The sequence below is a fragment of the Fibrobacter sp. UWR2 genome (assembly GCF_002210285.1).
Lineage (GTDB): Bacteria > Fibrobacterota > Fibrobacteria > Fibrobacterales > Fibrobacteraceae > Fibrobacter.
The window spans coordinates 1-25392 of the sequence record NZ_MWQE01000004.1; the positions used below are offsets into that span (position 1 = coordinate 1).

Below are 25392 nucleotides of genomic sequence, written 5' to 3' on the forward strand. Positions count from 1 at the left end.
AATTTTTGCCAAGGAATCAAACAACGGACGATGACACAGTTTGATTTACACTACCATTCCCTTTGGCTCGGTTATGCGACTTGCAGAGCATTTCGCAGTTGGCGCGGTCGGTTGCGCCGCCCTTGCTCCATGCGGTTACGTGGTCGGCGTCCATTTCGGCGAGTTTCCAGATTTTGTTCTTGTTCGCATTTTCCGACATGGCACAGTATGGGCAGTTGGATCTTCCTGTCGTTTGAGCCTTGGCTGTTTGCACCGCATAGACGCTTTTCTTGGTAGCGTCATCGAACACGCGGATGTTCAAAAGTTTTTTATCTTGTTCGCCACCCAAGATGTATTCGAAAATTCCCTTGCGGTCTTTGACATATGGGTCCGCATATAACGCCAACACTTTCTTTTGAATTTCGCCCGGATTGTAGGCGGTTGCGTGGTAGGACTCATACAGCCGTCCCCATTCCAGCCCCTTCATCTCGGACTCTGTGCATTCAAACACGCTCGAAATCCAGTCGATGACGGTCGTGAAATACAGTTTCAGCTCGTCGATGGACTTGTCGCGGCGATGCATGGATATATATTCGCCGATGGATAGATTGTTGTGGGCGGCGACCCATTCAAGGGCCGTTTCCAAAATTTGCTGCCGCCTTGGATCGCCCGAAACGTAAGTCTGCCATTTCTGCATGTTGGCGTTTTGCGAATTGGAGAAGACGGACTTCGCGGCAGTGACAAATTCGCCAGAATAGACTGCGTTCAAGAGTTCCTGATTGTTCAGGGGAACGCCCGCGATGTTGATGGTCTTGAACCATTCCTTGATTTCAGTCTCGGCGCCTTCACATTCATAGACTAGCAATTCATAGTTTTCAAGTTGCTGTTGAGTTTCGGCATTCAAGCCTGAAAAATATTGCGGTATGCCGTTTGTATCAAAAATGGCCAGCTTGCCCGTCAAGAAACGACCGATTGATGTGATGCGCTGCTGACCGTCCAGAACTTCAAAACGGGCTTCGTTGTTTTCTGCCGTTACTTTGTTGAAATAGATGAGTCCAAGCGGATAGCCCTTGAGCATGGAGTCGATGACGGCGACATCGCGCTTGCCGTCGGCGTAGATGTAGTTACGTTGGTATTCCGGCTGGATGGTGAGTTTTCCCGAAAGCCCGAACAGGCCCTTGCCTTCGAGTTCGTTATAGACAAAGCCTTCGCAGATTTCCTTGACGGTGTAGGTCTTGAGTTGCGTTTTCATTTTCCCTCCTCTTGTCATTCCCGGCTTGACCGGGAATCTCCTTTTTGCCTGATAAGGACACGGGCATAAACTTGTTGGTACATTTTATCATTCACAATGTAATACGTGTCGCCATCGGGAATTTCGGACAATTCGATTGTAGCACCATCGTTTAATTTGGTTACACGACTTCTTTTCCCATGCTTGTCAACTTGAATTTGTTCAGGATAGACTTTATTCGCACCGCCAAACCATGTCTTGGTTATTCCCAAAATTTCAAACTGTTCGGGACAATACTTGTCCAAGAAAGAAATCGGGACACCCATCACGCCCTTGTAATCACTTGGGATTGCGTCGGTATATGGAACTTCGATGGCGTCGTAATTGTCGTATTGTTTGTAACCAACACCCTTGACTTCTTTGTGCCTGCTGAACTTGATGTTGTCCGCTTCAGTCATCAAGGACAGCGGTTCATGACGACGACCATGTTCAATGTTGGTAAACCAACGAACACCTTTCACTCTGATAAAGTGATTTCCTTTTTCATCAATTCTCCACCCAGCAGCCTCAAGTGGATATTCCTTTGGAACTCCAAATTCTCTATCTCCACTATGAATTGTCGCTCCTAACCAAGTTTCGTTTTCCTTCAACAATGGAAAAATTTCCTTATACGTAATCGCATTCATGTTTCCGATTACAGTGAAACGTTTTTTTGATTCCATAATCCACGCGACAAACTCCCGAAACAAACTAAATGGCGGATTGGTAATGATGAAGTCTGCTTCGTCTCGCAACCGCATGATTTCATCGGAGCGAAAGTCACCATCGCCTTCTAAATATTGCCATTCCAAATCATGAATGTCTATGCGACCATTCTTGTTGGTGTCGTGGTCGAGCGTGAAAATTTTGCCCCTGATTTTCGACTTGTCCACATCGAACCAGGGGGCCTGCTGTTCGAACAACGTCGGCTGCCAGTCTTTGATTTTGTATTTCTTGGACTCGATGGCGTAAGACGTCGAAATGAGTTTCTTCAAACCCAGTTTTTCAAAGTTCTGCGCAAAGTAGCGGGTGAAATTGCTCCATTCTGGGTCGTCGCAAGGAAGCAAAACGGTCTTGCCACGGAATACGTTCTCGTTATGCCAAAGCGGAAGTAATGAGAAAAGAAATAAATCAGTGAATGCGGCTGGAGCCCTTGATTTTATTGGGTTTTCTTTTCTCATTTAACCCGAAAAATGTGTGTTTTTTGATTTTGCCGTTTTTTCGCTATTTTCGCGGTTTCTTCATTTTGCAGAAAAAGATGTTTCACTTTTCGTGAGACATTTTTTTTTGAGAGTTGGCGTTTTTAGGCCGTTAAAGGCGTTTTGAATTTTTCTTGAAAAATGGGGTGCGGACATTTGGTGCGGACATGTTTTTGAGTTTTTCACTTTTCGTGAGACAAAAAAAGAGGCAGGATTTTGCATCCTGCCGTAAATATTCTGCGGGTTGGGAAATCAGCTTTCAGTTCCGTTTACCATGAGCGGTTTCAGAATCTTATTCCAGACGAAGCCCCAAAGAAAACCAAGGCACACGGCCAAGGGAGCAATAAAAAGCCATAAGCAAGCAATTATAATCAGGAGTGTCATTCTTCACCTCCGCGTTACACATTTAATATAGATTCTTTTGGGTCGGACGGAACATTATTTTCACCTTTTTTCTTCTGGAGTATGGCGGCGAACTCTTCGATGGTGGGCACCTGGAGCGTTCCCTTGCCGTAGGGGTTCGGGGAGCGCATCTGCGGGCAGCCGGTGCCGAGTTTTTTGCTGGTGGCGTATTTCTTGACCATTTCGTGGACTTCGAAAACGTTGAAGTTATAATCGAAGCGGTCGAAGCCGTAGAACTGGAGCACGGTGCCGATGAACGGATCGTGGAAGACGAGCTTTTCTTTCTGCTTAGCGAGCGATGCCGTTTTCTTGAGCAGCATGGGGAGCAGGAGTTCGAGCTGGTTGTCGGTTTCGGCTTGTTCGGGGGTCTTCTGAGATCCCTGGAAGTCCTTCCAGTTCCTGAGTGCGGCATGCCAGTCGGAGAGCGGAAGCCCGGATTTCATCTTCCAGCCGGTCATCGAATAGTAGTTGTAGAAGCGCCTTGCGCAGTCTGCGGACTTGCCGAGTTTTGCGGCATACTCGACGGCTTCGTCTTCGCTTGCAGGGCGGTTGCCTACGTTTGTGCGGGTGTTCTTCCCGGAGCGCTTGACGGACACGACGCAGTAATCGTCCTTGATGCCTACGGCGTCCTCTGCGTGCATGATAAAGGTGATACGCACGGTAAGGCTACGGCCTGTTTCATTGCCGCCTTCGGTTTCGAAGAGCACCAGGCGGTCGCCGACGCAGTAGAGCCTGTCAACCTTGTGGATGACGAAGGTCAAATCGCCGTTCATGAGCGATTCAAAGTTCCTTTTTCTGATTTTCAAGACGTATTCCATAGCGTTTACCTCACGAATTGCCAGCTTTGCGGTGCCCTTCTGATGTGCAGATCTTCGGGATAGAGCCAATCGGGACCGTATTCATCGACGCCGCAAATCTCCCAACCGTAGAGCTTACCCCTGCCTTTTGCCTTGTATTTCTCGATTTCATCGAGAGAAACGCACGAATTTTCGACAATTTTGGGCGTTATTTCGGTGATTTCGTGGTAAAAATTCACGTATATGACGCCAGTGATGCTTTTCAGGTCGGTGTCGTAGAGGTAAACCTTCAAACCGTCGCCGTCCAATGCTTTCGGGGCGGTCTTGCGGAGTTCCAGAGTCTTTTCGCCGCTGTAGATCATTTCTGCCCACTTGTGGTGGATGCTCATCAGGATTTCTTTCATCTTTCGACTCCTTTACAGTAGCGCGTTGACCTTGGCGGCGATTTCGAACATGCGTTCTTCCAGGTACTGGCCGGGGCAGGCCTTGTTCTTGAACCACTTGTGGAGCGTCATGTTCTGGACGGGTTCGCCCTTGTCGTCCAGCTTGCCGACAAGGGTCTTGTCGTGGAACCAGCGGAGCTTCTGGATGCCGTTACGCTTGCAGATGTCGGCAACCAAGTAAATGAGGCTTGAAAAGGCCTCGGCGGTCACGGCATACGGTGCGGTGTCGTCGCTCGATACCTCGATGGTGACGGCGCGGTTGTCGTTGGCTGCGTTGCTTGAACACCAGCTGCGGTCGGCTTCATCGACATAGAGCGCGATGTGGCCCAGGTCGTCGATGCCGTAGTTGCTTGACGCCATGCGGCCCTTGGCAGAGAAGAGCTTGCCGAGCGCACGCACGTTGATGTGGCCTGCGGTGCAGTGGATGGTGATGGTGTCTATCTTGTGGTTCCGGGGCGTTGTCCTGTTCGGGCTTATCTCTGTGTGCGATACTAGCGGGCTGTTCATTTCGACTCCTATAGTGAGGTTGCAACCATGTAGAGCACGGTTATTGCGAGTGCAACAAAGGCGACGCAGTAGGCCGCCTTTGCCGTGGTCTTTATGACCTTGATTATGCCGTTTGCCGTAATCATCTGAATGCGTTTTCGGTGATGGTCCTGCCGTTGAAGCGCTTGAGCGTCATGCCGTTCTGGTCGAGCCATTGCAGGCGCACCAGCGTCTTGTTCCGGTTGTAGATGTCGCCCTGGTCCTCTTCCAGGGTGTTGTAGTGTGAACCGGCGAAGAACTTGACGGCGTAATAGACGGCGTTGCGCTTGACAGCGCCCATGCCTGCGTGTTCGAGCATTTCGAGCAGGAGCCGGTCGGCAAGTTTCTTCGAGAGGAAGCCGTGGTAGTTGACATCGTGGATGAGCCACGCGAGCGCGAGCTTGATGTCGCCGATTTTCGGGATGAGCGGGTTCACGATGGAAGGGCCGCTGCGGAAGTCGGTGACGTAGCTGGGGCGTATCTGGTAGACCAGAGTGCCGGGGACGCACTTCGCCTGGATCTCGATGCGGAGCGGGTTTCGGATGCTGTACATTTCTTCGCACCTGGAATACTTGTCCCAGGTGGGGACTTCCGGCTTATACGCGAGGTTCATTTGCGTTCGACTCCTTGGGGGTGGGTGGTGTCGCAGGCCTTGCAGACCCACTTGTGGCCTTCGAGCTTGCAGTATTTCTTGTGACCGCACCAGCTGCATGTCACGTATTCGGGGTATTCTCTCTTTGGAATCATGTTTTTTCCTTTTTGGGGCGTCCTATGGGCCCTGGATTTGGGTGTTTCTTTCTCCACCAGATGCGCTTACGTTCTCGGTCATATTCCTTGTTCTTTTCGCGCCACTGTGCGTTATACTTGCTGTTTGCCGCCTTTCCCTTCTCGGTCGCGTTGTATTCGCGATGCCTTGCGTTGATTTCGTCCTTGTTTTCTTCGCGATACTTTTGGTGATACTGCTTGCGTTCGGGGGAAGCGTCGTATTCCTTTTGCCAGGCTTTTCTCTTCGGGTCGTTTCTTCGCTTCGCGTCGTGCTTCCGCTGAATTTCCCTGCGCCTTTCAGGGTTTTTCTCGGCCCATCGTTTCTTTGCATTCGCCTGGTTTCGCTTGCCTGGGTCTTCTATTCGCTGCGGACGGTAGCTGTCACGGTGCATGGCGATTTTGTCGGCGATGAGAGTTTCCCAGTTTTGCATGACAATTCCTTTTCTTGTTTAGTTAGGGGCAGTGCGGGGGCTCGAACCCCGCCGTGTCCGGATCACAACTCCCGGCACGTGGCCAACCGCAACCGCCCAAAGACTACCGCCACGACAATGGCTCAAAACGTGACGGTAATCGTGAGAACTGCCGCCGCTACCCAGTAGACGACCTTGCGCACGTTCATGTCTGTCACTCCGTAGACGACGGCTGCCAAAAGGTCGAGGATGATGAGTACCAGCGGGAAGATTTGTTGTTTGGTCACTAGCCCTTCTCCCACGTTTCGGCAAGGTCTTCCATCGCCTTGTGCGGGGTGGAGCCCACGCCCCGGAGGAGCGGCTTGCCTTGGTTCTGCCTGAGCACGACCGCGTAGCCGAACTGGGAGTCGGCTTCGAGTTCGAGCTGGTCGCGGAAAAGGTCGAGTGTCCTGTAGGTTTCGCTATTCGGCATCTTTCTTTTCCTTTTTCTTTGCGGGTGCTGCGGGGCGCGGCACGTCGTTGAAGTTGAGCACGATGACTTCCCAGGTCTCGCCAGCCTCGGTCTTCACCTTCCGCTTGAAGGTGGTGGACTGCTTGGAGGACTTGACGATGATCGACTCTTTCAGCATGCGCATGGCCTTCTTCCATTCGGAATCCTCGATTTCGAGGTTCAGGAGCTTCATGAGCATGGCGGTGTTCACGCGGCCCTGCTTGTCCACGTTGAATGCCTGGGCGATGACCTTGCCGAGGTTGTCGTCGATGCCGTCGAGGCGGCTTGCGATCCACTTGTCCACCAGGGTCTTCACCATCTGGAGGCGTTCGTCGAAGCCGATGTGGTCGTTGATGCGGCGCTCGATGACAAGCGACTTGTCGAAGTTGTAGAGCAGGATGTTTCCCTTCCAGTTCTCGCGGGTGCGGTTCTCCTTCGCGAGTTCTTCGAGGTACTTGTCGATGCTGCCTTCGATTTCGATACGGTGTTCCGCGATTTTCTCGGCGAGCTTCACGACCTTCTTGAAGGTGCGCTCGACAAGGGCGTCGCGCTTCTTGTCTGTCGCGGGAATGTACTGCTCGGGGATGGGGCGTCCCTTCTCGTCGAGCCAGTTCCCGTCTTTGTCTTTTGTTGCCATAGGTTTACCTCTGGTTGTTGTTCTTGTTTCGGTTAAATTCTTCGGGGCTCTGCGCCCCCATGGCCTGTATCGCCTTGATGAGCGTCTTCGCGTCGTCCTTGCAGATCCAGGTGATGACATCGACCCCGGTGAGGCGCTTGCAGAATGCGTTCAGCGCCTTGCGGCGTTCTTCGGAAGTCTCTGCGCGGCTGACCTGCGCCCACATCGCCTCGATGGCGCGGAGCTGTGCGGGGCTCGCCTTGTGCTTCGCCCTGCCGGAGAGGTGCGCGAACTTGGTGGCCCCCGCGTGGACCTGCGTGCGCAGGCTTGCGATGAGCGAGCTGCGCTGCTGTGTCGAGAGCTGCTTGGAACTTTCGACCTGGTAGCGGTCGCGCAGCATGTCGCGGTAGGCTTCGTCGTTCATCCCGAGCAGGCGCACAAGGCCGTGGATTTGCCTGTACTGTTCGGCCCTCTTGTCGGCTGGAGTAGTCATCTTGCCCTACCTTGCCACTACGAGCATCTGGGATGCGCTTTCGAGGATTTCGTTGTCGAGCGTGTCGCGGTCGTTGTTGCGCATAAGTTCCTTGCTCCACATTACAAGGTGCGAGAGCAGGCGGAAGTTGCGGCGGCAGATCTGGGCGGCGCGTTCGATGCAGTTGCCTTCGTACTTGGGGAAACGGCTCTCGATGAACGCCTTCACGTCGGCGTTGTCCAGGAGCTTCGCCCTGCACGGTGCGCTGATGCGGCTGTTCAGCTGGGCGTAGTGGTTCTTGTCGCCCTGGACATTCTTTTCGAGGCGCGGCATGCCGCAGAGAGCGATGCCGACGCCCGCCTTGTCGTGGACGCGGCGGATGAGTTCGAGCGCACGGTAGGGCAGGTGCTCGGCCTCGTCGATGATGACCAGACGGCCCGAGTCGTTCAGCTTGTTCACGACGCGCACGAGCTTTTCGTGCAGGCTTCCGCGTTCGTCGAGACCGAGTTCTGCGCAGAGCTCGTCGAAGAGAGCCTTGGCGGTGTAGCCGTGGTCCGCCTCGATAAGGATGACGCTCGGGTGGGCCTTGGCGAATGCCTTGAGCGCGGTGGTCTTGCCGCAGCCCGCGTCACCCGTGAGCATGCCGCAAATCTGGTGGCTGAGCACCAGCGAGCAGAACTTGTGGATGGTCTTGAAGCACTTGGTCTGCACGATGCCTTCGCTCTGCTTGATGGTGTCGCGCTGCGCCTCGATTTCGAGGAAGTCCTTCACCTTGTCGCAGATGGCGTCGATGTCGCCGGTGTAGGTGCCCTTGATGAAGTAGCTGAGCGTGGCGGGGCTTATGCCCATGGCGTTCGCCACCTTGGTCTGCGAGGCCCCGTTTCGGACCATGTAGTCCTTGAGTTGCTTGATGATTGCGTCCATATTCTATCCTTTATGGTTGCTGGGTTAAAAAGGGGTGCCTCCGGGGGCGGTTTTCAGGGAGACAAGTGTTGTGTTGCGGCAAAGTGTGCCTGCCCCCATTGGCGAAGTCTTGAGCAAATCTTTAGATGAGTCCGTGTTCGGCGATCCGTTCCTTTACCCGGAAGTAGGTGCGGATTTCGCTTTTCATCAGGCAGGGCGGCATCTTGCCGCCGTTCCTGATGATGCGGAGCGCCTTTTCCACGTTGTTCTTGGCGACGGGCCCTGCCACGGCGTGGTAGATCTTGAGCATGGTGCCCGGGTCGATGTTCTTGTCCATTACATTGCCTCGCTTGTGGTGAGTTCGTCCCATAGGTCGGTGCTGGGCTTTTCTTCCACGTCGCCGTCGAAGATGTTGTAGATGTCGGCGTTACCGACCTTCTTGTCTGCCTTGAGTTCCTGCGCGTCCTTGTCGTGGCGCGTGAGGTGCGTGGGGCCCTGCGGCACGAAGATGTCCTGCGGGCCCACGGCGCTGCGCATGGCGCTGATGTATTCCGCCGCCTGCTCCTTCTTCATGTCGGGGCAGATTTCCTTGAGGAGCTTCTCTTCGTGGCGCTTGCGGGCGACACCTTCGGCAATCTGCGCCTTGCCCACGGCATCGTCGTCCTTGACCATGGCACCCACGGCGCTCTGCAGGGTGCATTCGCCGATAAGCTTCTTGTTCAGGTCGTAGCACCAGGCGGTGCGCATGTCGTCGGGGTCGTAGCGGAAGATGACCTCGCGGCCCTTCCATACCGGCATCCATTCCGCCCAGTACCAGGTGTCGAGCTGTGCCAGGTGGAAGCCCATGTGCATGATGCGGCCCGACACGGTGCGGCTCACCAGCATGGAGAGAGTCTCGCGGCTCACCCTGCGCATGGGTTCGCGCTTCACGATTTCTTCGTTCCAGAGCTGAGAACGCGTTTTGCCGTTGTGGTGCTTGCCCTGGCAAGGGAGTCCGGGGAACACGTTCTGCATGTAGTCCTGCGCCATGTCGTAGAACTCTTCCCAGGTGGCGAAGTCGCCACGCTTGAGCACGCCCTTCAGGGGCTCCGGCTTCTCGACCACGTTGCCGCCCTTGTAGCTATTGAATAGCTTATCAAGGCTTCCTTTAATGATCAAGAAGTTGCGTTCAATGATCTTTGCGCGGGCGTTGCGGACTATGGCGAAGTGCATCTTGATGCCGAGGCGGCTTGCCATGGATTCGGCATACTGCTCGTCTTCCACAATCTGGTGACCACGGCTTTGGCCGGAGAAGTCGCGGTTACGGTATTCTCGACCGTTGTCCACGTAGATTTCTTCCGGAAGACCGTAGCGTTCGATGCCGTTGCGCATGGCACGCAGGGTGTTCTCGGTGCCCGGGGCGTCGTGGTGCAGACACCAGCCCATGGGCATGTAGGTCTTGAAGTCCATGAACAGCGTGATGTAGCAGGTGGCGGGCTTTTCTTGCCCCTGCACCTTCACGAACACGTCCCATGTGCGGGTATCGCCTACCCACACCTGCCCCGCCTTCAGGTCGGAGTAGTCGCGGTCCAGGTGGTAGCCCTTGTTATCGTAGAACTTCTTCTTGCCTTCGCGGGCAAAGTAGATGACATCGGGGGCGAACTCGCTCTTGAGCCTGCGCACGAATGCCGACTTGCTCGGGAAATCGTCTTCGCCCTTGCATTCGCCGCGTTCCTTCGCCTTGCCGAACGCAATCATCCAGCTGGAAAACGCGCTCAGCTTGTTTGCGGTAAGGTAGGCGGTCTTGAAGTCGTCGAACATCGTGTCGGTCACGGTGGAGCGCATGGTCTCGCGGTGGTTGATGAGCGAAATCTTGCCGCCGTCCTCGACCGAGGCGCGCTGGCGGTAGATGCTCTTGATGCTCGTCTTCATTTCGGGGTGGGCCTTGTTCCACTCGTCCACGAAACGCCCGAGTTCCTTTGTGCCCGTGATGCCTTCGCACTTGAGCAAAATGAGAGTCCACTTGTCGAAGTTCTTCTTTGCGCGGTCGGTGGCGCGGTCATAGCTTCTGATGACCGTCTCCACGTCCTCTGCGCGGGTGGCGACTTCGGGGGCTTCGGGCAGGGTCTCCTGGACATAGCGGTTCGAGGCCTCGGCGGGAAGGCTGCGGACATCGATTTCGAGAACCTTGCGCCCGTCCTTTTCGCTCCAGCGGTAGTTCCACATGGAGACGCTACGGCGAACCTGCCTGTCGGATATCCCGAGAAGCTCCGCTGCCTTCGTTGAACTAATCCAGATCGGTTTCATTAGCGGCTAGCCCTTCCGATGTAGAATGCACGGACGCGCTTGGTGCGCATGCATTCGCCGCAGAAGTGGTCCTGGTTCACGGTGATGCGTGCTTCCTTGCCGCAGATGTCGCAGTTTCGGTTGAGCGATACGGGAACGATGGTGTGAAGAGGGATGCTCGTAGTCATTGTGGATCTCCTTGTGAGTGGAAGTTTAAGGGCGTGCTTGGTCGGCTATTCCAGCTGGTCGAGTGCGCGGGTGATGAGGAACTTCACGAACTCCTTGTTGTTGGGGAACGTGTGGCCCTCGTTGTAGAGCTTGAGCTTCGCGGCGTTGATTTTTTCGGTCAAGGGCTTCGGGAAGGTCATCGACGGCATCATGTTGGGGAACAGTTCGCACTGCACGGACTCTTCGGCAGGGGCGACCGTCGTGGCGTCGGTGGCCGCCGCGTAGTCGATTTTGCGGCGCACGGCGTACTTGCCCGTCTTGCGGATGGTCGGGAGCACGTCTTCGACGACCCACTTCTCGAACTTGCGGGCGTCGGGCATGCGGCTACGCATGATGAGACGGTAGAGGTCGGGTTCGTTGATGGCGATCATAGCACGGCCTTGTCCGTTGGCGTCCTTGACCGTGATCTTCTTGCAGAGTTCGGTTTCGCCTTCCACCATGTCCTTCGAGTCGGTCACCTTGTCGCAGTGAGCGGCGATTGCCGCCTTGGTGTTCTTGTAGCCGAGAACCTTGCACACGTCGTTGGCGACGAACCACACTTCCTTGTTCTCGTCCTGCACCATACGGATATCGGCTCCGTTGAAGATACGGTAGCGCAGCTTGAGCGCGGTCGCGGTGGTCGGGTCGAGCTCTTCTGCCTTGGGCGGTTCTTCCTTGACGGCGGGCAGGGTCTCGCCACGGACTTCACGGTCGAAGTCGGTATCACCTTCGCCCTGGATTTCGGGTTCTTTTTCGGGGAGCTGGTCTAACGATTCGTTAGAGCAGGTCTCGGCATTTTCGGGTTCTTCGTCGAAAATTTTCTTGATCATTATGCGACTCCTTTGGTGGTGAGCCCCAGGTCCTTGAGGATGGGGGTAAGCTGGTTGTTGGTGCGGTAGCCAGTGGCTACTTCCCTTATGTATTGGGCGCTATAGGGCTTTCCGGCGATTTCGGAAACCCTTTCGGCGGCCTTGCGCCATGAGAATTTCGTCACTGTAAGATTTTTATCCATTTGGAAAAGTTCCTCGTCTTTTTTAACTTTTTGTAGTGGTGGTTAATTACTACTACATTCCAAAATTAATCAAAGATTAATCAAATGTCAAGAGAAAATTCAAAAAAGATTAATTTTTCTTCGGAAAATGTTCGAAATTTTGCCTCCGAGCGGTTTGGAACCCTGAAAAAACTTGCTGAAGCTATAGGCGTAAGTCAGCCAAACCTAACGCAAAGCCTATCTGGTAAGCGTCCTTTTGGCGCATCTTGGCGCGAAAGACTTGAAGATGTCGGCTTTTTTGAATGGCTTTCGCAAAAAAACGACAATTTAATCAAAGATGAATTAATCAAAGATTCCTCAAATGTCAAGGGGGAATCTGAAAATAGTGGAATTTTAGACATTTCAGGCGCTCTTGAGCTGTCGAACACGCCCGCAAGCCGCCTCGCCCAGCTCGTGGGGGTAAGCCCCGCCACGCTCGACTCCTGGCGGCAGGGCACCGCCACGCCCACTGTCGAGGAGCTCTCCCGCCTCTTCAACCAGGTCGTCGCCCTCGCCCTGAGCTCCCGCCACGCCACCACCACCCAAGCCCCCGCCGAACCCGAAGCACCCCCCGCCCAAGCTACCGCGTAGCGGGGAATATTATCGAGTTGAGGTTCTGAATGTCTTCCAGCAGCATGTGCCAAACAGTCTATGATACCGTTCACACCGTTGTCTACGATACGGTGCATACCGTGTCGTTCGATACGGTCCGCACCTTCGATACCGTGAAGGTGCAACTTGATTCGGTCTTCACTATTGACCTTCTGAACAAGTCGCAGGAGTTCTATGTAAATGCGTTCGATGATGTCAAGTTTTTGCTTGGCGTTTTCGTTTCCATTTTCTGCGCTGTCGTAGGAGTCGCCTACCTTATAAATACTAGATGGACTATAGGTCGGATAAAGGAAGAAACGAGGCGTGGCGTTGAAGACGAAACCAGCAAGGCTATCGCAAGATTTGAGGACGAGCAGAAAAAGAACTTGGAAAAATGCCGAAAGGAAATGGACGCCATTTCGTTGAGGTCGGCGACCGTCACGAACAAAATGCTGTTCGCTATTCTCGCGCAAGCCAAGATAACGGAAGATTCCAACAACTCCCTCAGGATGTATCACATCCTTGTCAAGTTTGTCAATGACGAATTTGATGTTGTCCATATTACCTTGGTTGAAATTGCCGTGAAAGAAATGATGGTGAGGTTCTTTGGTTCCGTAGTCCACCCAGAACTCAATGCTACCGTCTGCAAAAACCTCTATGAAGAGCTGGGCAAATTTCGGCGCCGTATATACGACATTGACGATGCCGAAATCAAGAAGTTTGTCGAAGAATTTGACCCGTTCATTACTGGCCTAAGAAAAGAACTGTCTGAAAGGTTCTAATGCTTTTGAGAACCTTATTGCACAGGCGCAAAAGGCAATAAAAAAAATGAGTCCGTACAATTCCAAGCAGCGTCTAAAGGCGTCATCTCTAAGATAGCAGGCTGTTTTTTCTTTGGCGTAACTGAAGATGTCTTTCCACGTGCGCCACGAAAAAAGAAAACGAAAATCCTGCTTAAATGTTTTCCATATTGATTTCTTTTCCTTGTCTTCAATTTGATTAGTTTCCTTTGGCGGGTAGTTGTCGTGGCCGTTAATGCGGTTGGCGACTGCTTCCAGGGCGTCCACGGTTCGCTTGTCCAGGACGATGTCCTGTCCCTTGCCGGTCATGCAGCAATGGATGCAGACGGTGCGCCCGTCAACGGTTTTAAGCGGGATGTGAAACTTGTCCTTCTTGCAGGCTTGGCACTTGAACTTTTTCATGTGCTTTCTTATGGGGTCGTTGTCGTCACCGACGGGTGCGGTGCGTTCGAATGTCGTGAAGTCGTTCATGCTTTTTCCCTTGAAGATTTTTTATGTTGTTGTTTTTTTCACGCAATTTGATTATATTTGCAATACAGAATGAGCGTCTGGGATTCCCTTACAGTTGATGACTTGCCTAACGAGGACTTGAAATGGGTCGCGAAGTCCTTGGGGCTCGATGTCGCCAAACGTATCTGGAAGAAGTTCGCGGGCAACCATGTAGCCTGCCCAGCCCGGATGACGCCCAACGCAGTGCGCCGCTATATGCGCGACAATTTCGACAAGCCCGTTCACCAGCTTGCGTTTGAAACGGGTCTCAGCGAGCGAACGATCTACAGGTATATGAACTTTGTCGAGAAGAAGCCCGAGCAGTCGGGGCAGCTTAGCCTGTTCTAGGGTCATTTGATTCCCTCCGTCAAGTGTTCCAAGAGTGTTTCCTTGAATCCTTCGATGTCTTCGGGCTGCACCACCATATATGGGCGTGCAGGGATGTTTGACCCTGGGTGGTGGACCTTTCCGTAGAATACCTTTGTTCCGTTACGCATAAAGGCGAGCGCCTTGTTATTCCGATGCCATATATCGTGCGCACTTGTCTTGCCGCCGAAGTTGAGTATGCGGGCGTAAACCTTGTTTGTGCCAACCGTGGCACTATCCTTGGTGCTGGACTTGACGAATGAACCCGACAAGTTCGACCCGCCCGTTCCCCTTGATATCAGGCGGCCCTTGCCGTACTTGCTGATTACCCACTTTTTGTTACCACCGATAAAGGAGTCCTTGGAACTGTAACGACCGCCTACCTCGAAGTTGTATTCGATGGAGCTTTGCAGGTCCTTGGCGATGATTTTCATTGCCGTGGACATGTCTTTTGCCTTGTTATCGATGCCTTTTAGCGTGATTTTGCAATTTTTGTCATCGATTTCAGCATTAATCATTTGCATTTCTCCTGAAAAAGTGGTATATTAGGGGTATAGGATATGTGAGTAAGTGTAAAAGCCGGACACTTGGGTGGTCATACTAAGCTATGCTCATCGTATAATGGGAAGACGACGGTCCATTGACATATCCTATTTTTTTATTGGTTTGTGATTTTCGTAAAAATCTCGATCATCAACGACATATCCGGTTTTGTAGGTCATCGTTTTTGTTCTTTCATCAAAGCCAATAACGATTTTGTTTCTTTTTCTCTTCTTCGTTCCGTTTTCAACAATCTCATAAGGTTTCGAGAAGAAGAAAACTTGACCATTATTTGAGTCAATCTTGTAAGCTGGAGTGTATTCGTCCAGAAGTTCAGGCACCTTTTCTAGCGTTTCCTTTGTTAATCCGGTATGTTTTTCCGCTTCGCGTAGAGTGTGCCTTATTCTCATTTGGTCAAACGTTATGATGGGCGATTTTAATTGGCTGAAATTTTTCTGGCAGAAAGTCTCTACGGCACCTTCCAAAATTCCGGCGGCAACCATCGATTTATATTGTGATTCAACCCTATCTACGGAAGCGTCGATTTTCACCATTTCCTTGAAGTTTTTCTGTATTTCCTGCTTTTGCTGTTTGGTGAGTTCGTACTTTGCATCCTTTCCATCAATCATGTCGATGGTCTGTTTCAGGTATTCCTGGTGCCTGTAACTGTAGGCTCCGGGGGCATAGTCCCAACCAGCATCGGGGTAAATTTCCTTGCCGCCGACCTTATAGCCGCGGGTGGTTATCTGCTTGCCCTGAATGGTCTCGGTCTTGCTTACAAAATTTTCGGGCTTGCTCTTCTGGACTACTTCATCGGCTGACTTCCCGTAAAGTTTCTTGATGCCCTGCTTTGTGTAGGACTTGGTAGAACAGTGACAGTTCCAGCCCTTGTGCCCGAAGAAAACTTCCCAGAACGGGTCGTCGTACCGGAGAACCATGTTGTGCAGAGCCGCGTGGCTTTCTCTTGGGTGCGGGTTCAGCGGACCCTTTGGAATGGCAACGAAACGCCAATACGGTGCGATGTCGGCCTCTTCCATCATCTCCTTGTATTTGCCTGCATCGTATGCGGTTTTCATGTTGGTGCCGTATATGGTCCTTAAACGGCGATGGTCTACTACGATTTGTTTTGTTTTTCCTGTTTCGGGGTTGACGGCGTTGACATCACCCCACCATCCCCTTTTCTTTAAAGTCGGAATGATGTCGTTCGCAAAGTCCTGATAGGAGGTTCCATTCTTTATCGCGGCTTGGATTGATTTCTTGATGTCCTTGACTAATGCAATCGATGTAGCCTTCGAAACGACGAAAACCCTGTCGTGCTGTTCACGCATGGTGTCCGTCCAGTCCCAATGACCGAAAACGCCCTTGGGTCTCTTCTGGGCTTCCTTCGCTGTCAATACCGCCTTCACCTGTTTCTTCTTGAAGAAATCGATGGCGTTCTTCGGCTCCATCTTCCAGGCGGCATTGATCATGGCTTGCAGTTCGCTTTTATCAGGCATCGGTACGGCCCTGCATTTCGGAGAGCAGTAGACACTTCGTTACCGCGTCGTCCATTTTCTTGCTGCTAAGGTTCGGGAGAATCTTGTAGAGTTCTTCTTCGAACTGTTCATAGTTGCCGCAGTGTTCCGCAAGGTCGATGATGGGCCTTGCCAGTTCTTCAATCTGTTCCTGCAAGTCTTCTGCAGAAAGGTCCTGGATCATCTTCTCGATTTTGGTCTTGATACCACCTTCGGCAAAGCAGTGGCAATCGTCATCATGTTCGGCGAACATTCCGCCCTGCGGCTGGACTTCTGTCATCTCGAAATACTTTTCGTCGATGCCGTAAATGTCGGTGATATACTGGGCGTTGAACTTGACGCCGAGCTGCGTGAGCTTGATATCGCGATTGAGTCGTGCTTCTTGAAGGTCTTCCGGGAGGATGATGTTCATCCACGGGATTTCCTTTTCGTTTGGCCAGTTGATTTCGTAAATCCAGCGGATGAGCTGGTTGATGCTGGACTCGATCATCGCGGCATCGTCGAGGGCGAGGTCTGCGCGGACATCGTTGTGGACGGTGGCCATCGCCTGGGTGCCGCCGGAACTTGTCTGCTCGGTGGTGAGCGTTTCGCCGAGCCACGCCTTTGACATCGCCTGGTCTGCCCAATCGACGATTGCCTTGTGCGGGTTCGCGTTTGCCGCGCCTGCTTCCAGGAGTTCCACGGAGCCGGTCTGCGGGATGACTGCGACTGCATCGCGGACAAGGCCCACGAGCATTTTGAGGAAGTCTTGCTGTTCCTTTTCGGTTGCCGTCGGCGGGACCTTGCCGATTGCCTTGGGCATACCGTATTTTTCGACAAAAAGCATCCAGAACTTGAGACCACCCTTCTTGAAGGCGAGTGGCCAGAAGCAGCGGGAATATACCGCGTTTCCGTATGGGTTCGCCGTGGTGGGGCGGTTGCGGGTGACAAGGAACTTGCGCTCGGGCATTTCACGGCGCGAACCGTCGTTGGTCTGCAAGAGCAGCTTGCTGTCGCTATCGAACTTGAACCATTCCTGCTTGCGGTCCTTGATTGCGGTGGGGAGTATGAGCGTGCCCAGATCGGTCTGGACTGTGTTCCACACGATTTCGTGTACGGCATATCCGAAGCCGATCGCTTCGAGCATCTGCGATATGACGTTTCGGAGGTCGATGTTCCAGAGGTATTCCTCGACAAACTTTGCCTTTTTCTGGTCGCCCTTGCTTCCGTCGATTGTCCAGGCTCGGCTGGTGATGGATGCAAAGCGCTTGTTTTTCACCGCGTCAAGGTGGGCGTCTATCATTTCGCGATAGACCTTGATGTTGCCACCGTTGTTCTTTAGGATGGTGTCGGGGTTCGGGAGGTAGTCGAGCCCGGTGACTAACTCCGCCACGTTTCGGGTGGCGACTTCCTTGGCGAGCTGCAAATCGCGCTTGTCCTTGGGTTCGTTCGGGTTATTTTTGGTCTTTTTGCTCATGCAGTCCTCGGTGTATTTCTAATCTCGTTGAATGGCCGTTCAAATTCGTTGAATTTTGATTTTCTAAACTCGGATGACCGTTTACTAGTCCAAAACAAAAAAGGGCTAGAAAGGGCCGTTCTGTGCGATTTTTTAGAAGGTGCTGAAATCCACGTTTTTCCCCTTGAACGGATTGGTCGTTTGCACGAATATCGGGCCCGTGTCGCTTGCGTTTTTGGCGTGGTACGCCAAGGCTGCCCCCCAGAAGAAGTCGCCGTGGCCCTGCTCGGTGCTCGCGGCGTCGTAGCGCACGTTTCCGGCGGTGGTGACAATCTTTCGGACGGCGTGGATGCTTTCGGCCTGTTCGTCCTCGATGCGGCCTTCGACTCCGGGGAACTTGGGGCACTTCTCGATGACAATCTTTTGGTCTTCAAACGCCTGGAGCAGGTTTATTGCGAGGTCTGCCTTGACGGCGTTCGTGAACAGCACGCCTTCGACCTTGACGGAGCCATACTTTTCCTGGGCGCGTTCGGTGAACTGGTCGCCTACGCCGGTGCGGTCGATGCAGGCACGGACAAGGTTCGGGAGCATCAGGTACTTGTAGAGTTTTTGTTCCAGGAAACTCCACTTTTTGTTCTGGTAGGCTTCGACGGCGCGGCAAACGAGCGTGCCGCCTACATCTTCGAGAACGTAGATGACGTAGAGGTGGCGGTGGCGTGCCACGTCGCAGCCGAGGTAAAGAGGGCCTTTTGCCTTTTCCATGCCGAGCACGCCCTGGCGCTCGCAGCTGTGGATGAGGTCGTAGCCTATCATGGCCTTGGATTCGTCCTGCGGGTTGCAGCAGTATTCCTCTTGCCAGATGGCTTCGGTAAGGCACCCTTTGTGCTCCTGTTCCAGCCATTCCTCGCGTTCCTTCTTGGTGAGCTTGCGCCCGCAGATACGGTCGGCGACGCCTTCTTCGACGGCGAGCTGGATGGGCACGGTGTGGACGCTGTAGTCGAGTTCTCCCTTGCGGCACTTGTCGATGAGCTTGTAGAATAGGCTGTTCACGCCGTTGTGGGTTGACAAGATGCGGATGGGATAGCCCCACATGGCGGCAGGCTTCGCGGCTGCCCACATTTTCTGGTCGTTCTCGTGGTGGGCGGCTTCGTCCCACACGATTTTTCCACCCTTGGAACGGAATGCCTTGGGGTTGCTGGATAGCACGTAAATCTTGGAGCCGTTGCAGAACTCGATGAGCTTGGATTTGACGCCCTTGTCTTCGTCGGCGAAAACGCAGTCCTCGATGTCTTCGCAGTTGACTTCGGCGAGCGCCTTGGCGATGGCGTTGAGCTTCTGAATCCAGGAGTCGCAATAGTCGATGTATTCGGCGGCAGCCGTCATGTCGGCGGAACTGAAAAAGACTTTCAGTCCGGGCTGTTCGATACAGTCCTGCACGTCTTCGAAGCTCTGGACCCACGTTCCACCGATACGGCGGGACTTCTCGAAAATCTTGACCTTGCTTTTGTCAAGTAGCCAGCGCTTCTGGTAAGGAAAGAAAAAATCGTCAAGTGCTGCCATTTAAAACGCCCAGGTGTTTCTTGATTTCTTCGAGCGCCTTCTTGGCGCGTTCTTCCGGGGAAAGGTCGGACTTGTTCTTTTTCGGTGCCACGGCCTCGTACTTGCGGGCGTGTTCTGCGGTGTCGATGATGCGCTGGAGCGCGGTGTAGCGTTCGGGGGCAATCTTCACGCCGTCGAGTTCGTCCTGCTTGATTTTTCGGGCCATCACTTCGCCCAGGCTGAAGAGTTCGGCGTGGAAGTTCTTTTCGCCGCCGCTGATTTCTGCGCGGGTTTCTTCCCAGCGGTCTTCTGCCTTCCAGTTCTGCAGGGTGCGCGTGGATATGTTGAGCCTGCGACTGATGTCTGCGAGACTCAGCTGGTGGATGGTGTAAAGTTCTTTCGCCTTTGGTTTGAGTTCCGCCTTGCTCATGGCATTCTCCCGGGTGTTGCGTGGTTCTCGGTGCAGCATGCGCGTATCGCTTCGAGTGCTCGTTTCTGGTCGTCGCTGTATTGCTTCAATACGGCTTCCCATCGCACCTGGTCATTTGCGGCGTTCTTTTCCCACTTGGCGTTTTCGTTCGTGTAGAAGATGGCGAGCATGACGGCGAAGACAATGCCCACGCCGAACTGTTTCAATGCCTCTTGCCAGAAAGTTTTATCCATGGAATATACCTCCGTGCAAATGTAGCCGTAAAACACTGACAAAGGGCATGACATTGTCATGTCCTCTTTCGCGGGCAAGCGGGTAAATTTGGAGCCATGAAAGATAAGCATCCGAAGATTCTGAAATCCACCGACCTGCGCGAGCCGTGGGTCGAGGCATTCAAGACCGGCCCCGTCGTAGATATGGCGGGCAACACTCACGACTTTAGCGAAGCTGACCTCGAAGAACTCAACCAGGGAATCCACGACCAGCTCGCCGCAGGCTACCAGCCGCCGATGGTCAAGGGCCACCCGAAGGTTGACGATCCGCGTGTCGGCTCCATTGTCGATTCCAAGGTGGAAGACAAGGTGCTGAAGGTGAAGCTAGACGATGTTGACCCGGACTTTGCCGAAGAGGTGAAGAAGGGCGGTTTCAAGTATCTTTCGGCTGCCGTTTACAGCAACTTGAAGAAGGGTTTGCGACACCTGGGCGCTCTCGGTGCGGTCGGCCCTGCCATGAAGGGTATGGCCCCGCTTTGCTTTGGCGAAGGTATGTTCGCCGATTCCGACAAGGGCGTTACAGAGCAGGACGTGAGCGTCTTTGCAGAGCCGTTCGCATGGGACCGCCTGGTGCCGCGATCCGTGTTCGAGTCGCTGGTGTACAAGATTGGCGGCATTGGACGCCTGTTCCGCAGCCAGCGCGAACAGCTCATTGAAAAGGAAGGCATCGAGGCCGCCGACAAAGTTTTCCCGGAATACACCATCAAGGACCTCGAAGAAATCGAAAGTGTCCTGAAGGATGCGAAGGATTTCCCGCAGCTGCCCAAGCCTGCCGTGGAAAAGCCCGCTGAATCTACAGCTTCTTTCGGTGAACCGAACGAAAGCGGTTCTGATTCGCTGGAGAACGGGAATCAGAATCCTCAGCCTACAACGCCCCCTCGCGACGAACCGACCGATTCTATCCCGGAAGGTAATTCTAGCGAAGCGACGCGGCTGAGCGAAGAGAATGCCGCGCTCCGGGCAGAGAACGATACTCTCAGGGCCGAAAAGCTCCAGGCGCAGCGCCTCCGTGCCGGTGCGGCATTCTCTGAGACTTTGGACAACGCCATTTCCGAAGGTCGTTGCAATCAGGAACTCAAGGACAACCTGATGAAGATTTTCGGTTTCTGCCAGGAAGTGCCCGTCGATGGCGAAGGCTGCTTCGGCGAAGGCGATGAACGCGTGAATGTTGCAAATGTGCTTGCCAAGACGGTTGCCGCGCTCCCGAAGATTGTGGAGTTCGGCGAAGCCCAGGGCATGCACGATACGCCGCAGCTTGCGGCTGGTGAAGCTCTTGCCAGGTACAAGGCGGAGCAGGAATCTAAGGGCCGCGTGCTTTCGTTTGCCGAAGCTGCGGAAGAATACGGTCGAATCAAGGTTTAAACAATCAAGGAGAATCCTATGAAGGGCAATGTCCTCAATTTTACGGCGTCTAATGCCGTCCCCGCCTTCCGATTTGTCGCTCTTGGCGCAACAGAAGGTACTGTCGCACTCGCTTCCGCTGACGGCGATGCCGTTGGCGTGAGCTACGAACTGGATGCCGCACAGGATGGTCGCCAGGATGTCCAGCTTGACGGCATTGCCGAAGTGACCGCTGGCGGTGCTTTCGCCGTTGGCGCAAAGCTCAAGGTCGGCGCGAACGGCAAGGCTGTTGCCGCTGCCGCTGGCGATGCCTACGTGGCTGTTGCTCTCGATGCCGCAACCGGCGACGGCGACCTGGTGCGTATCAAGCTCGAAAAGGGTGCCGCGACGAACGAAACCACTTTCAAGGCCGAAGAAGCCATCGGCAAGCACCTGTTCGTGAAGGCAGGAACCGACACGAATAAGGTCAAGGTTGGCACTGCTGCTTCTGCTCCGCTCGGCGTAAGCGGCGATTCCGATACCGCAAGCGGTGCGAATATCGTCATCCAGACCAGCGGCAACGTGAAGGTGCTCGCTGGCGGCAATGTGGCTGTCGGTAACCTTATCGCCGTCGATTCGAACGGCAAGGCTGTCGCGGCTGGCGCGTCTGCCGAAACTTACGGCGTGGCTCTCACTGCAGGTGCCTCTGGCGACATTATCACGGTCGCGTTTGGCTACAGCGGCAAGACTGCGGCAGGGCTTTAAACTTTAACAAGGACAAAAACATGAAGAAGATGACCAAAATCCCGCTCATTCTCCTCGCTCTCGTGTGCTCTGTAGCAGCCTTCGCAGGTGCAGACACGCTTACCGCCTGCGGCGTTCCGCAGATTTTCGCCAATATCTTTGGCTCCGACGGTGGCGCTCTTGCCGCTGGCCTGCTCTTGCCGATTGGCGTGCAGCAGACCGACCTTGTGGCCGCCTACAAGAACGGCAAGATGATTGCCGACCAGGTGATGCCGGTCAAGGTGCTCGACGGCCCGGAACTTGCGTTCAAGTATTACGAACGCACCAAGGGCGATTCGTTTGCCGCACCTGATACCCATGTGGGCCGCACTTCCGAGCCGAATATCATCCACCTTTCCGGCGAAGAAAAGGCTTCTGTTGCCGAAGCCCATGGCTTGCAGACTATTGTTCCGAAGGAAGATATCGACCAGATCAAGAACAAGGAACGCTTTGTCAATACGAACCTTGAATATCTTATGAACCAGGTGTTTCTGGGCAGGGAAATGCGTGTTGCAGGCATTGTGCAGAATACTTCGAACTATGGAACCGGTCTTTCGCATACTTACGAAGACAACCAGGGTATCGGTGCCGACGGCTTCAATATCGTGGAAGTCATTCTTGATTATCTCGAAAAGCCGCTTGCCCGTCCGAATATCCTTGGCATGAACGCCGTCGTGTGGGCAAAGCTCCGCACCGACGCGAACGTACTCCGCGCTATCTACCCGAACTCCAACGGCGCTGGCGTCGCTACCCGCGAACAAATCAAGGCCCTGTTCGAAGTCGATGACATCCTCGTCGGTGAAGCCCGCGTGAACACCACCAAGAACGCCAAGAATCCGCAGCTCGAACGTTGCTGGGGCAACAACATCTGGGCCCATTACACCGAGCCGCTTTCCACGCTCAAGGAAGGCATCGCCTGGGGTATGACCGCACAGGTGGGTGACCGTTACGCAACGATCATCGAAGACGAAAAGATTGGCCTCAAGGGTGCCGAAATCATCAAGGCCGGCTTCTACCAGAAGGAAGTCGTGGTCGCCAAGGATGCAGGCTTCCTCCTGAAGAATATCATCAAGGCCGCAGGCTAAGGCTCCCATGAACTACTGCACTTACGAGGACATCAAGGGCCATGTGCCCGAGGCACGTCTGGTAGAGGTCACTGACGACCTCTCGCCGAACGCGACTGGCACGGTCAATGTCGAAATCGTGGAAAAGGCCATCAAGGAAAGTTCCACGCTTATCGACTCTTACGTGAGGAAGCGTTTCCCGCGTCCGTTCCAGAGTGTCCCGGAAGTGCTGCGCATGGTCTGCATTGACCTGAGCATCTACAATCTGTACGAACGCGTGACGGAGCTGAATATCACTGACGGTATGAAGCTCCGCTACGATAACGCCATCAAGCTGCTTATCCGCATTGCCGATGGCGAACAGGATATCGGTGTGGATCCTGATGAACCTGTCGTCGAATCTGGCTTTTCCGTCGCTTCGAAGCTGAACGGCGGACCAGCCATGTTTTCGCTTGAATCCATGAGGTTCTGATGAGTACGCCGATTGCCGTTACTAACTGCTATGTGATAGAAAAGGCCATCAAGGAACTGATTGAGGCTGGGAATACCCCGCAGATGGTCTTCAAGGCTGTCGATATCCAGAAGGATTTACAGACCATCACTCACCCGAGCTTTACGGTCGCCATCATCAAGGGCGATTTCGAGCCGGAAGGAATGGACAAGATTACGGAGTCCGTCGAGGTGGTGGTGACACTCATCGTGAAGAACCTTGCGAACGAGGAACAGCGCAGGATGATGATTCACCCGATGGTGTCCTATGTGGTGCAGAAGCTGCACCATAACGATCTCGGGCTTCAGATGGAGCCCCTAACCGTTAGCGGCTGGAACGATGTGTCCACGACGGAACATCTTGGCCTTGCCCTGACGCTGTTTGAAATCAAGTTTAAGACGCAGTTCACGGTCGTGCCCGAAGCCGCCGAAGAAAACTACAGGGAACTGCTCTCCATCGGCTCTACGTTCCAGAGCGAAACGCCCGAACACGAGGTACTTGCCCAGGGCGAAGTCATTTTCAAAGAGGTAAACAATGAACCTGTCCCCTAATATCCCCGAAACTAAAATCCCGGGGTCCTATACGGCCTACAACTATTACGCAGGCCCGAACGGTCTCCCCGCCAACATTCAGAAGGTGCTCCTTATTGGCGACAAGTCATCTGCGGGCAGCATTGCGGCATTCAGGCCGACGGAAGTTGCTACCGAGCAGGATGCAATAGCCCTCGCGGGTGCGGGATCCGTGCTCATGCAGATGTACAAGGCTGCTAAGAAGGCTTGGAAGTATGCACAGATTTCGTTCCTGTGCTACAATGTGGCTGGCGGTTCTGCTGCCACTTGGGCGTTCACGCTTACTGGAAATGCAACTGCTGCAGGTCAGGTGGGCGTCGAATGCAACGGCGTTCAGATCGTGACCGGCGTCGCAAAGACTGATGCGGCAGCCGATATCGCCACGGCTCTCGCAGCTGAAATCAACAACACCCCAGACGCTCCGTTTACCGCTGAAGCCTCTTCTGGAACAATCACCCTTACTGCAAAGTGCAAGGGTGCGTATGTTTCCACGGCTGCGGGTGGCCTCAACGTGAGTGGGTTCAGTACGGCAACAGGCGTGACAGCCGGTTCTACAACCGCTACGGCTGGCGAAGGGACTGTGAACCTCCAAACCGCTCTTGCATTCGTATTTGCGGAACGCTATCATATCATCGTAAGTCCGGTGAATGACAGAACGAACCTCGGATATCTCAAGGTACATCTTGAAGCTGCTGCCGCACCGCTCGAACAGCGTGGTCAGCGTGCCATCTGCGGCATGGTGGCTACTCCGACTATGGATGGAACTACTCTTGTTTCTGGGGCTGCAACCAATGCCGCAAACGAAGGTAAGTACCATAACTATGAACGCATCCACATCGCGGCAGTAAAAAACAAGCTCAACGCTACCGCATGGGAAATCGCGGCTGGTCTCGGTGCGATTTTTGCCAGCAACTCCAAGCCGAACGTGCCGATGAACAGCGTAGCCATTCCTGGCCTTGCCACCCCGGCTTTGGAAGACAAGTGGAGTGGCGAAGAACAAGATCTGCTGCTCAACGGCGGCGTGATTCCTCTCGTCGAAGAAGATGGCCAGCTCTGCATCGTGCGTGCCGTGACCACGCGTACAAAGAATAGCGGTTCTGAATGGAATAAACTCAACGATACCGGGGTCATCGCTTCGCTTGACTATTTCCGCGAAGCTATTCTTTCTACGCACAAAGTGAAGTTCAAAAACAAGGTTATCCATGCACTCCTTGCGGACGCCATCAACGAAGAAAACAAGAAGGTGGCCGAAGACCTTGAAAAAGAAGAAATCTTGCGTTACATCAAAGAATACGAAGACCAGTTCGTCACGCAGGAATCGACGAACGTACCTGGCCGCATGCTTTGCCAGATTCCGGCCCCTGTCGTGCCTGGCCTGAACCAGATCTATTCCACCATCGACCTTTACCTGTAAGGA

At 53.7% G+C, this 25392-nt stretch carries 34 protein-coding genes; 9 read left to right on the forward strand and 25 right to left on the reverse strand.

Annotation, left to right across the window (positions count from 1 at the left end; all coding sequences use genetic code 11):
- Positions 1-16: 16 nt before the first annotated feature.
- The 18 genes from B7994_RS07275 to B7994_RS07345 form a co-directional block, all read right to left on the reverse strand.
- On the reverse strand, positions 17-1231 hold the full coding sequence (locus tag B7994_RS07275) for a DUF262 domain-containing protein (protein ID WP_088637814.1): 1215 nt from the start codon (positions 1229-1231) through the stop codon (positions 17-19).
- A 14-nt stretch (positions 1232-1245) separates the two neighbouring features.
- Positions 1246-2430: an adenine-specific methyltransferase EcoRI family protein gene (locus tag B7994_RS07280; RefSeq protein ID WP_088637815.1), complete on the reverse strand. Its 1185-nt coding sequence runs from the start codon at positions 2428-2430 to the stop codon at positions 1246-1248.
- Between the two features lie 416 nt (positions 2431-2846).
- A complete protein-coding gene (locus B7994_RS07285; RefSeq protein ID WP_158213101.1) occupies positions 2847-3656 on the reverse strand; it encodes a DUF3850 domain-containing protein in 810 nt (269 codons plus the stop codon).
- Between the two features lie 17 nt (positions 3657-3673).
- Positions 3674-4051 carry an ASCH domain-containing protein gene (locus B7994_RS07290; RefSeq protein WP_088637817.1) on the reverse strand — a complete coding sequence of 126 codons (378 nt, stop codon included), beginning with the start codon at positions 4049-4051 and terminating at the stop codon, positions 3674-3676.
- 12 nt (positions 4052-4063) lie between these two features.
- The gene (locus B7994_RS07295) at positions 4064-4597 is read right to left on the reverse strand and encodes a peptidoglycan recognition family protein (RefSeq protein ID WP_088637818.1); all 534 of its coding nucleotides are present in this window, start codon (positions 4595-4597) and stop codon (positions 4064-4066) included.
- Positions 4598-4718: 121 nt separating this feature from the next.
- Positions 4719-5228, reverse strand: coding sequence for a DUF1353 domain-containing protein (locus tag B7994_RS07300; protein WP_158213102.1), 510 nt, complete (start codon positions 5226-5228; stop codon positions 4719-4721).
- A complete protein-coding gene (locus tag B7994_RS14070; RefSeq protein ID WP_158213103.1) occupies positions 5225-5362 on the reverse strand; it encodes a hypothetical protein in 138 nt (45 codons plus the stop codon). Before B7994_RS14070 ends, B7994_RS07300 begins: the two co-directional genes overlap by 4 nt.
- Entirely contained in the window at positions 5359-5811 is a 453-nt protein-coding gene (locus tag B7994_RS07305) for a hypothetical protein (protein WP_088637820.1), read from the reverse strand. Before B7994_RS07305 ends, B7994_RS14070 begins: the two co-directional genes overlap by 4 nt.
- 122 nt (positions 5812-5933) lie before the next feature.
- Entirely contained in the window at positions 5934-6077 is a 144-nt protein-coding gene (locus B7994_RS14075) for a hypothetical protein (protein ID WP_158213104.1), read from the reverse strand.
- A complete protein-coding gene (locus tag B7994_RS07310) occupies positions 6077-6262 on the reverse strand; it encodes a hypothetical protein (protein WP_073323805.1) in 186 nt (61 codons plus the stop codon). The genes B7994_RS14075 and B7994_RS07310 overlap by 1 nt, the downstream gene beginning before the upstream one ends.
- Entirely contained in the window at positions 6252-6917 is a 666-nt protein-coding gene (locus B7994_RS07315) for a DUF3164 family protein (protein ID WP_158213105.1), read from the reverse strand. Before B7994_RS07315 ends, B7994_RS07310 begins: the two co-directional genes overlap by 11 nt.
- 4 nt (positions 6918-6921) lie before the next feature.
- Entirely contained in the window at positions 6922-7389 is a 468-nt protein-coding gene (locus B7994_RS07320; protein ID WP_088637822.1) for a regulatory protein GemA, read from the reverse strand.
- A 6-nt stretch (positions 7390-7395) separates the two neighbouring features.
- A complete protein-coding gene (locus B7994_RS07325) occupies positions 7396-8292 on the reverse strand; it encodes an AAA family ATPase (RefSeq protein ID WP_088637823.1) in 897 nt (298 codons plus the stop codon).
- A 121-nt stretch (positions 8293-8413) separates the two neighbouring features.
- A complete protein-coding gene (locus tag B7994_RS07330; RefSeq protein WP_088637824.1) occupies positions 8414-8608 on the reverse strand; it encodes a hypothetical protein in 195 nt (64 codons plus the stop codon).
- Positions 8608-10557, reverse strand: coding sequence for a Mu transposase C-terminal domain-containing protein (locus tag B7994_RS07335; RefSeq protein WP_088637825.1), 1950 nt, complete (start codon positions 10555-10557; stop codon positions 8608-8610). Before B7994_RS07335 ends, B7994_RS07330 begins: the two co-directional genes overlap by 1 nt.
- The gene (locus B7994_RS14080) at positions 10557-10724 is read right to left on the reverse strand and encodes a hypothetical protein (RefSeq protein ID WP_158213106.1); all 168 of its coding nucleotides are present in this window, start codon (positions 10722-10724) and stop codon (positions 10557-10559) included. The genes B7994_RS07335 and B7994_RS14080 overlap by 1 nt, the downstream gene beginning before the upstream one ends.
- Before the next feature lie 45 nt (positions 10725-10769).
- Positions 10770-11573 carry a BRO family protein gene (locus B7994_RS07340; RefSeq protein WP_088637826.1) on the reverse strand — a complete coding sequence of 268 codons (804 nt, stop codon included), beginning with the start codon at positions 11571-11573 and terminating at the stop codon, positions 10770-10772.
- Positions 11573-11755: a hypothetical protein gene (locus B7994_RS07345; protein ID WP_073323795.1), complete on the reverse strand. Its 183-nt coding sequence runs from the start codon at positions 11753-11755 to the stop codon at positions 11573-11575. Before B7994_RS07345 ends, B7994_RS07340 begins: the two co-directional genes overlap by 1 nt.
- Before the next feature lie 84 nt (positions 11756-11839).
- Here B7994_RS07345 and B7994_RS07350 point away from each other — a divergent pair, with 84 nt between their 5' ends.
- Both B7994_RS07350 and B7994_RS07355 read left to right on the forward strand, forming a co-directional pair.
- Positions 11840-12364, forward strand: a complete 525-nt coding sequence (locus B7994_RS07350) for a hypothetical protein (protein ID WP_088637827.1) — start codon at positions 11840-11842, stop codon at positions 12362-12364.
- A gap of 29 nt (positions 12365-12393) precedes the next feature.
- A complete protein-coding gene (locus tag B7994_RS07355; protein WP_088637828.1) occupies positions 12394-13146 on the forward strand; it encodes a hypothetical protein in 753 nt (250 codons plus the stop codon).
- On the opposite strand, the gene B7994_RS07360 is transcribed toward B7994_RS07355, so the two are convergent.
- Positions 13117-13635, reverse strand: coding sequence for a hypothetical protein (locus B7994_RS07360; RefSeq protein ID WP_088637829.1), 519 nt, complete (start codon positions 13633-13635; stop codon positions 13117-13119). The genes B7994_RS07355 and B7994_RS07360 overlap by 30 nt on opposite strands.
- A 69-nt stretch (positions 13636-13704) precedes the next feature.
- Here B7994_RS07360 and B7994_RS07365 point away from each other — a divergent pair, with 69 nt between their 5' ends.
- Positions 13705-14001, forward strand: coding sequence for a Mor transcription activator family protein (locus B7994_RS07365; protein ID WP_144063793.1), 297 nt, complete (start codon positions 13705-13707; stop codon positions 13999-14001).
- 2 nt (positions 14002-14003) lie between these two features.
- Here B7994_RS07365 and B7994_RS07370 read toward each other — a convergent pair whose 3' ends face one another.
- From B7994_RS07370 to B7994_RS14085, 6 genes are all read right to left on the reverse strand, one after another.
- Positions 14004-14537, reverse strand: a complete 534-nt coding sequence (locus B7994_RS07370) for a phage virion morphogenesis protein (protein WP_158213107.1) — start codon at positions 14535-14537, stop codon at positions 14004-14006.
- A gap of 132 nt (positions 14538-14669) precedes the next feature.
- Positions 14670-16055, reverse strand: a complete 1386-nt coding sequence (locus tag B7994_RS07375) for a phage minor head protein (protein ID WP_088637832.1) — start codon at positions 16053-16055, stop codon at positions 14670-14672.
- The gene (locus tag B7994_RS07380; RefSeq protein ID WP_088637833.1) at positions 16048-17529 is read right to left on the reverse strand and encodes a DUF935 domain-containing protein; all 1482 of its coding nucleotides are present in this window, start codon (positions 17527-17529) and stop codon (positions 16048-16050) included. The genes B7994_RS07375 and B7994_RS07380 overlap by 8 nt, the downstream gene beginning before the upstream one ends.
- A gap of 132 nt (positions 17530-17661) precedes the next feature.
- Positions 17662-19068: a terminase large subunit domain-containing protein gene (locus tag B7994_RS07385; protein WP_088637834.1), complete on the reverse strand. Its 1407-nt coding sequence runs from the start codon at positions 19066-19068 to the stop codon at positions 17662-17664.
- The gene (locus tag B7994_RS07390; RefSeq protein ID WP_158213108.1) at positions 19055-19477 is read right to left on the reverse strand and encodes a phage terminase small subunit-related protein; all 423 of its coding nucleotides are present in this window, start codon (positions 19475-19477) and stop codon (positions 19055-19057) included. The genes B7994_RS07385 and B7994_RS07390 overlap by 14 nt, the downstream gene beginning before the upstream one ends.
- Positions 19474-19710 (reverse strand): hypothetical protein, encoded by a 237-nt coding sequence (locus B7994_RS14085; RefSeq protein WP_158213109.1) that lies wholly within the window; start codon positions 19708-19710, stop codon positions 19474-19476. Before B7994_RS14085 ends, B7994_RS07390 begins: the two co-directional genes overlap by 4 nt.
- 96 nt (positions 19711-19806) lie before the next feature.
- On the opposite strand from B7994_RS14085, the gene B7994_RS07395 reads away from it, so the two are divergent.
- Genes B7994_RS07395 through B7994_RS07420 form a run of 6 tightly spaced genes read left to right on the forward strand, consistent with a single transcriptional unit; the run spans position 19807 to position 25389 of the window.
- A complete protein-coding gene (locus tag B7994_RS07395) occupies positions 19807-21111 on the forward strand; it encodes a hypothetical protein (RefSeq protein ID WP_088637836.1) in 1305 nt (434 codons plus the stop codon).
- 18 nt (positions 21112-21129) lie between these two features.
- On the forward strand, positions 21130-21834 hold the full coding sequence (locus B7994_RS07400) for a capsid cement protein (RefSeq protein WP_088637837.1): 705 nt from the start codon (positions 21130-21132) through the stop codon (positions 21832-21834).
- A gap of 20 nt (positions 21835-21854) precedes the next feature.
- Positions 21855-22937 carry a hypothetical protein gene (locus B7994_RS07405; RefSeq protein WP_088637838.1) on the forward strand — a complete coding sequence of 361 codons (1083 nt, stop codon included), beginning with the start codon at positions 21855-21857 and terminating at the stop codon, positions 22935-22937.
- 7 nt (positions 22938-22944) lie between these two features.
- Positions 22945-23388 (forward strand): gp436 family protein, encoded by a 444-nt coding sequence (locus tag B7994_RS07410; protein ID WP_088637839.1) that lies wholly within the window; start codon positions 22945-22947, stop codon positions 23386-23388.
- Positions 23388-23957, forward strand: a complete 570-nt coding sequence (locus B7994_RS07415; RefSeq protein WP_088637840.1) for a phage protein Gp37 — start codon at positions 23388-23390, stop codon at positions 23955-23957. Before B7994_RS07410 ends, B7994_RS07415 begins: the two co-directional genes overlap by 1 nt.
- The gene (locus B7994_RS07420) at positions 23941-25389 is read left to right on the forward strand and encodes a phage tail sheath subtilisin-like domain-containing protein (protein ID WP_088637841.1); all 1449 of its coding nucleotides are present in this window, start codon (positions 23941-23943) and stop codon (positions 25387-25389) included. The genes B7994_RS07415 and B7994_RS07420 overlap by 17 nt, the downstream gene beginning before the upstream one ends.
- Positions 25390-25392: the final 3 nt, after the last annotated feature.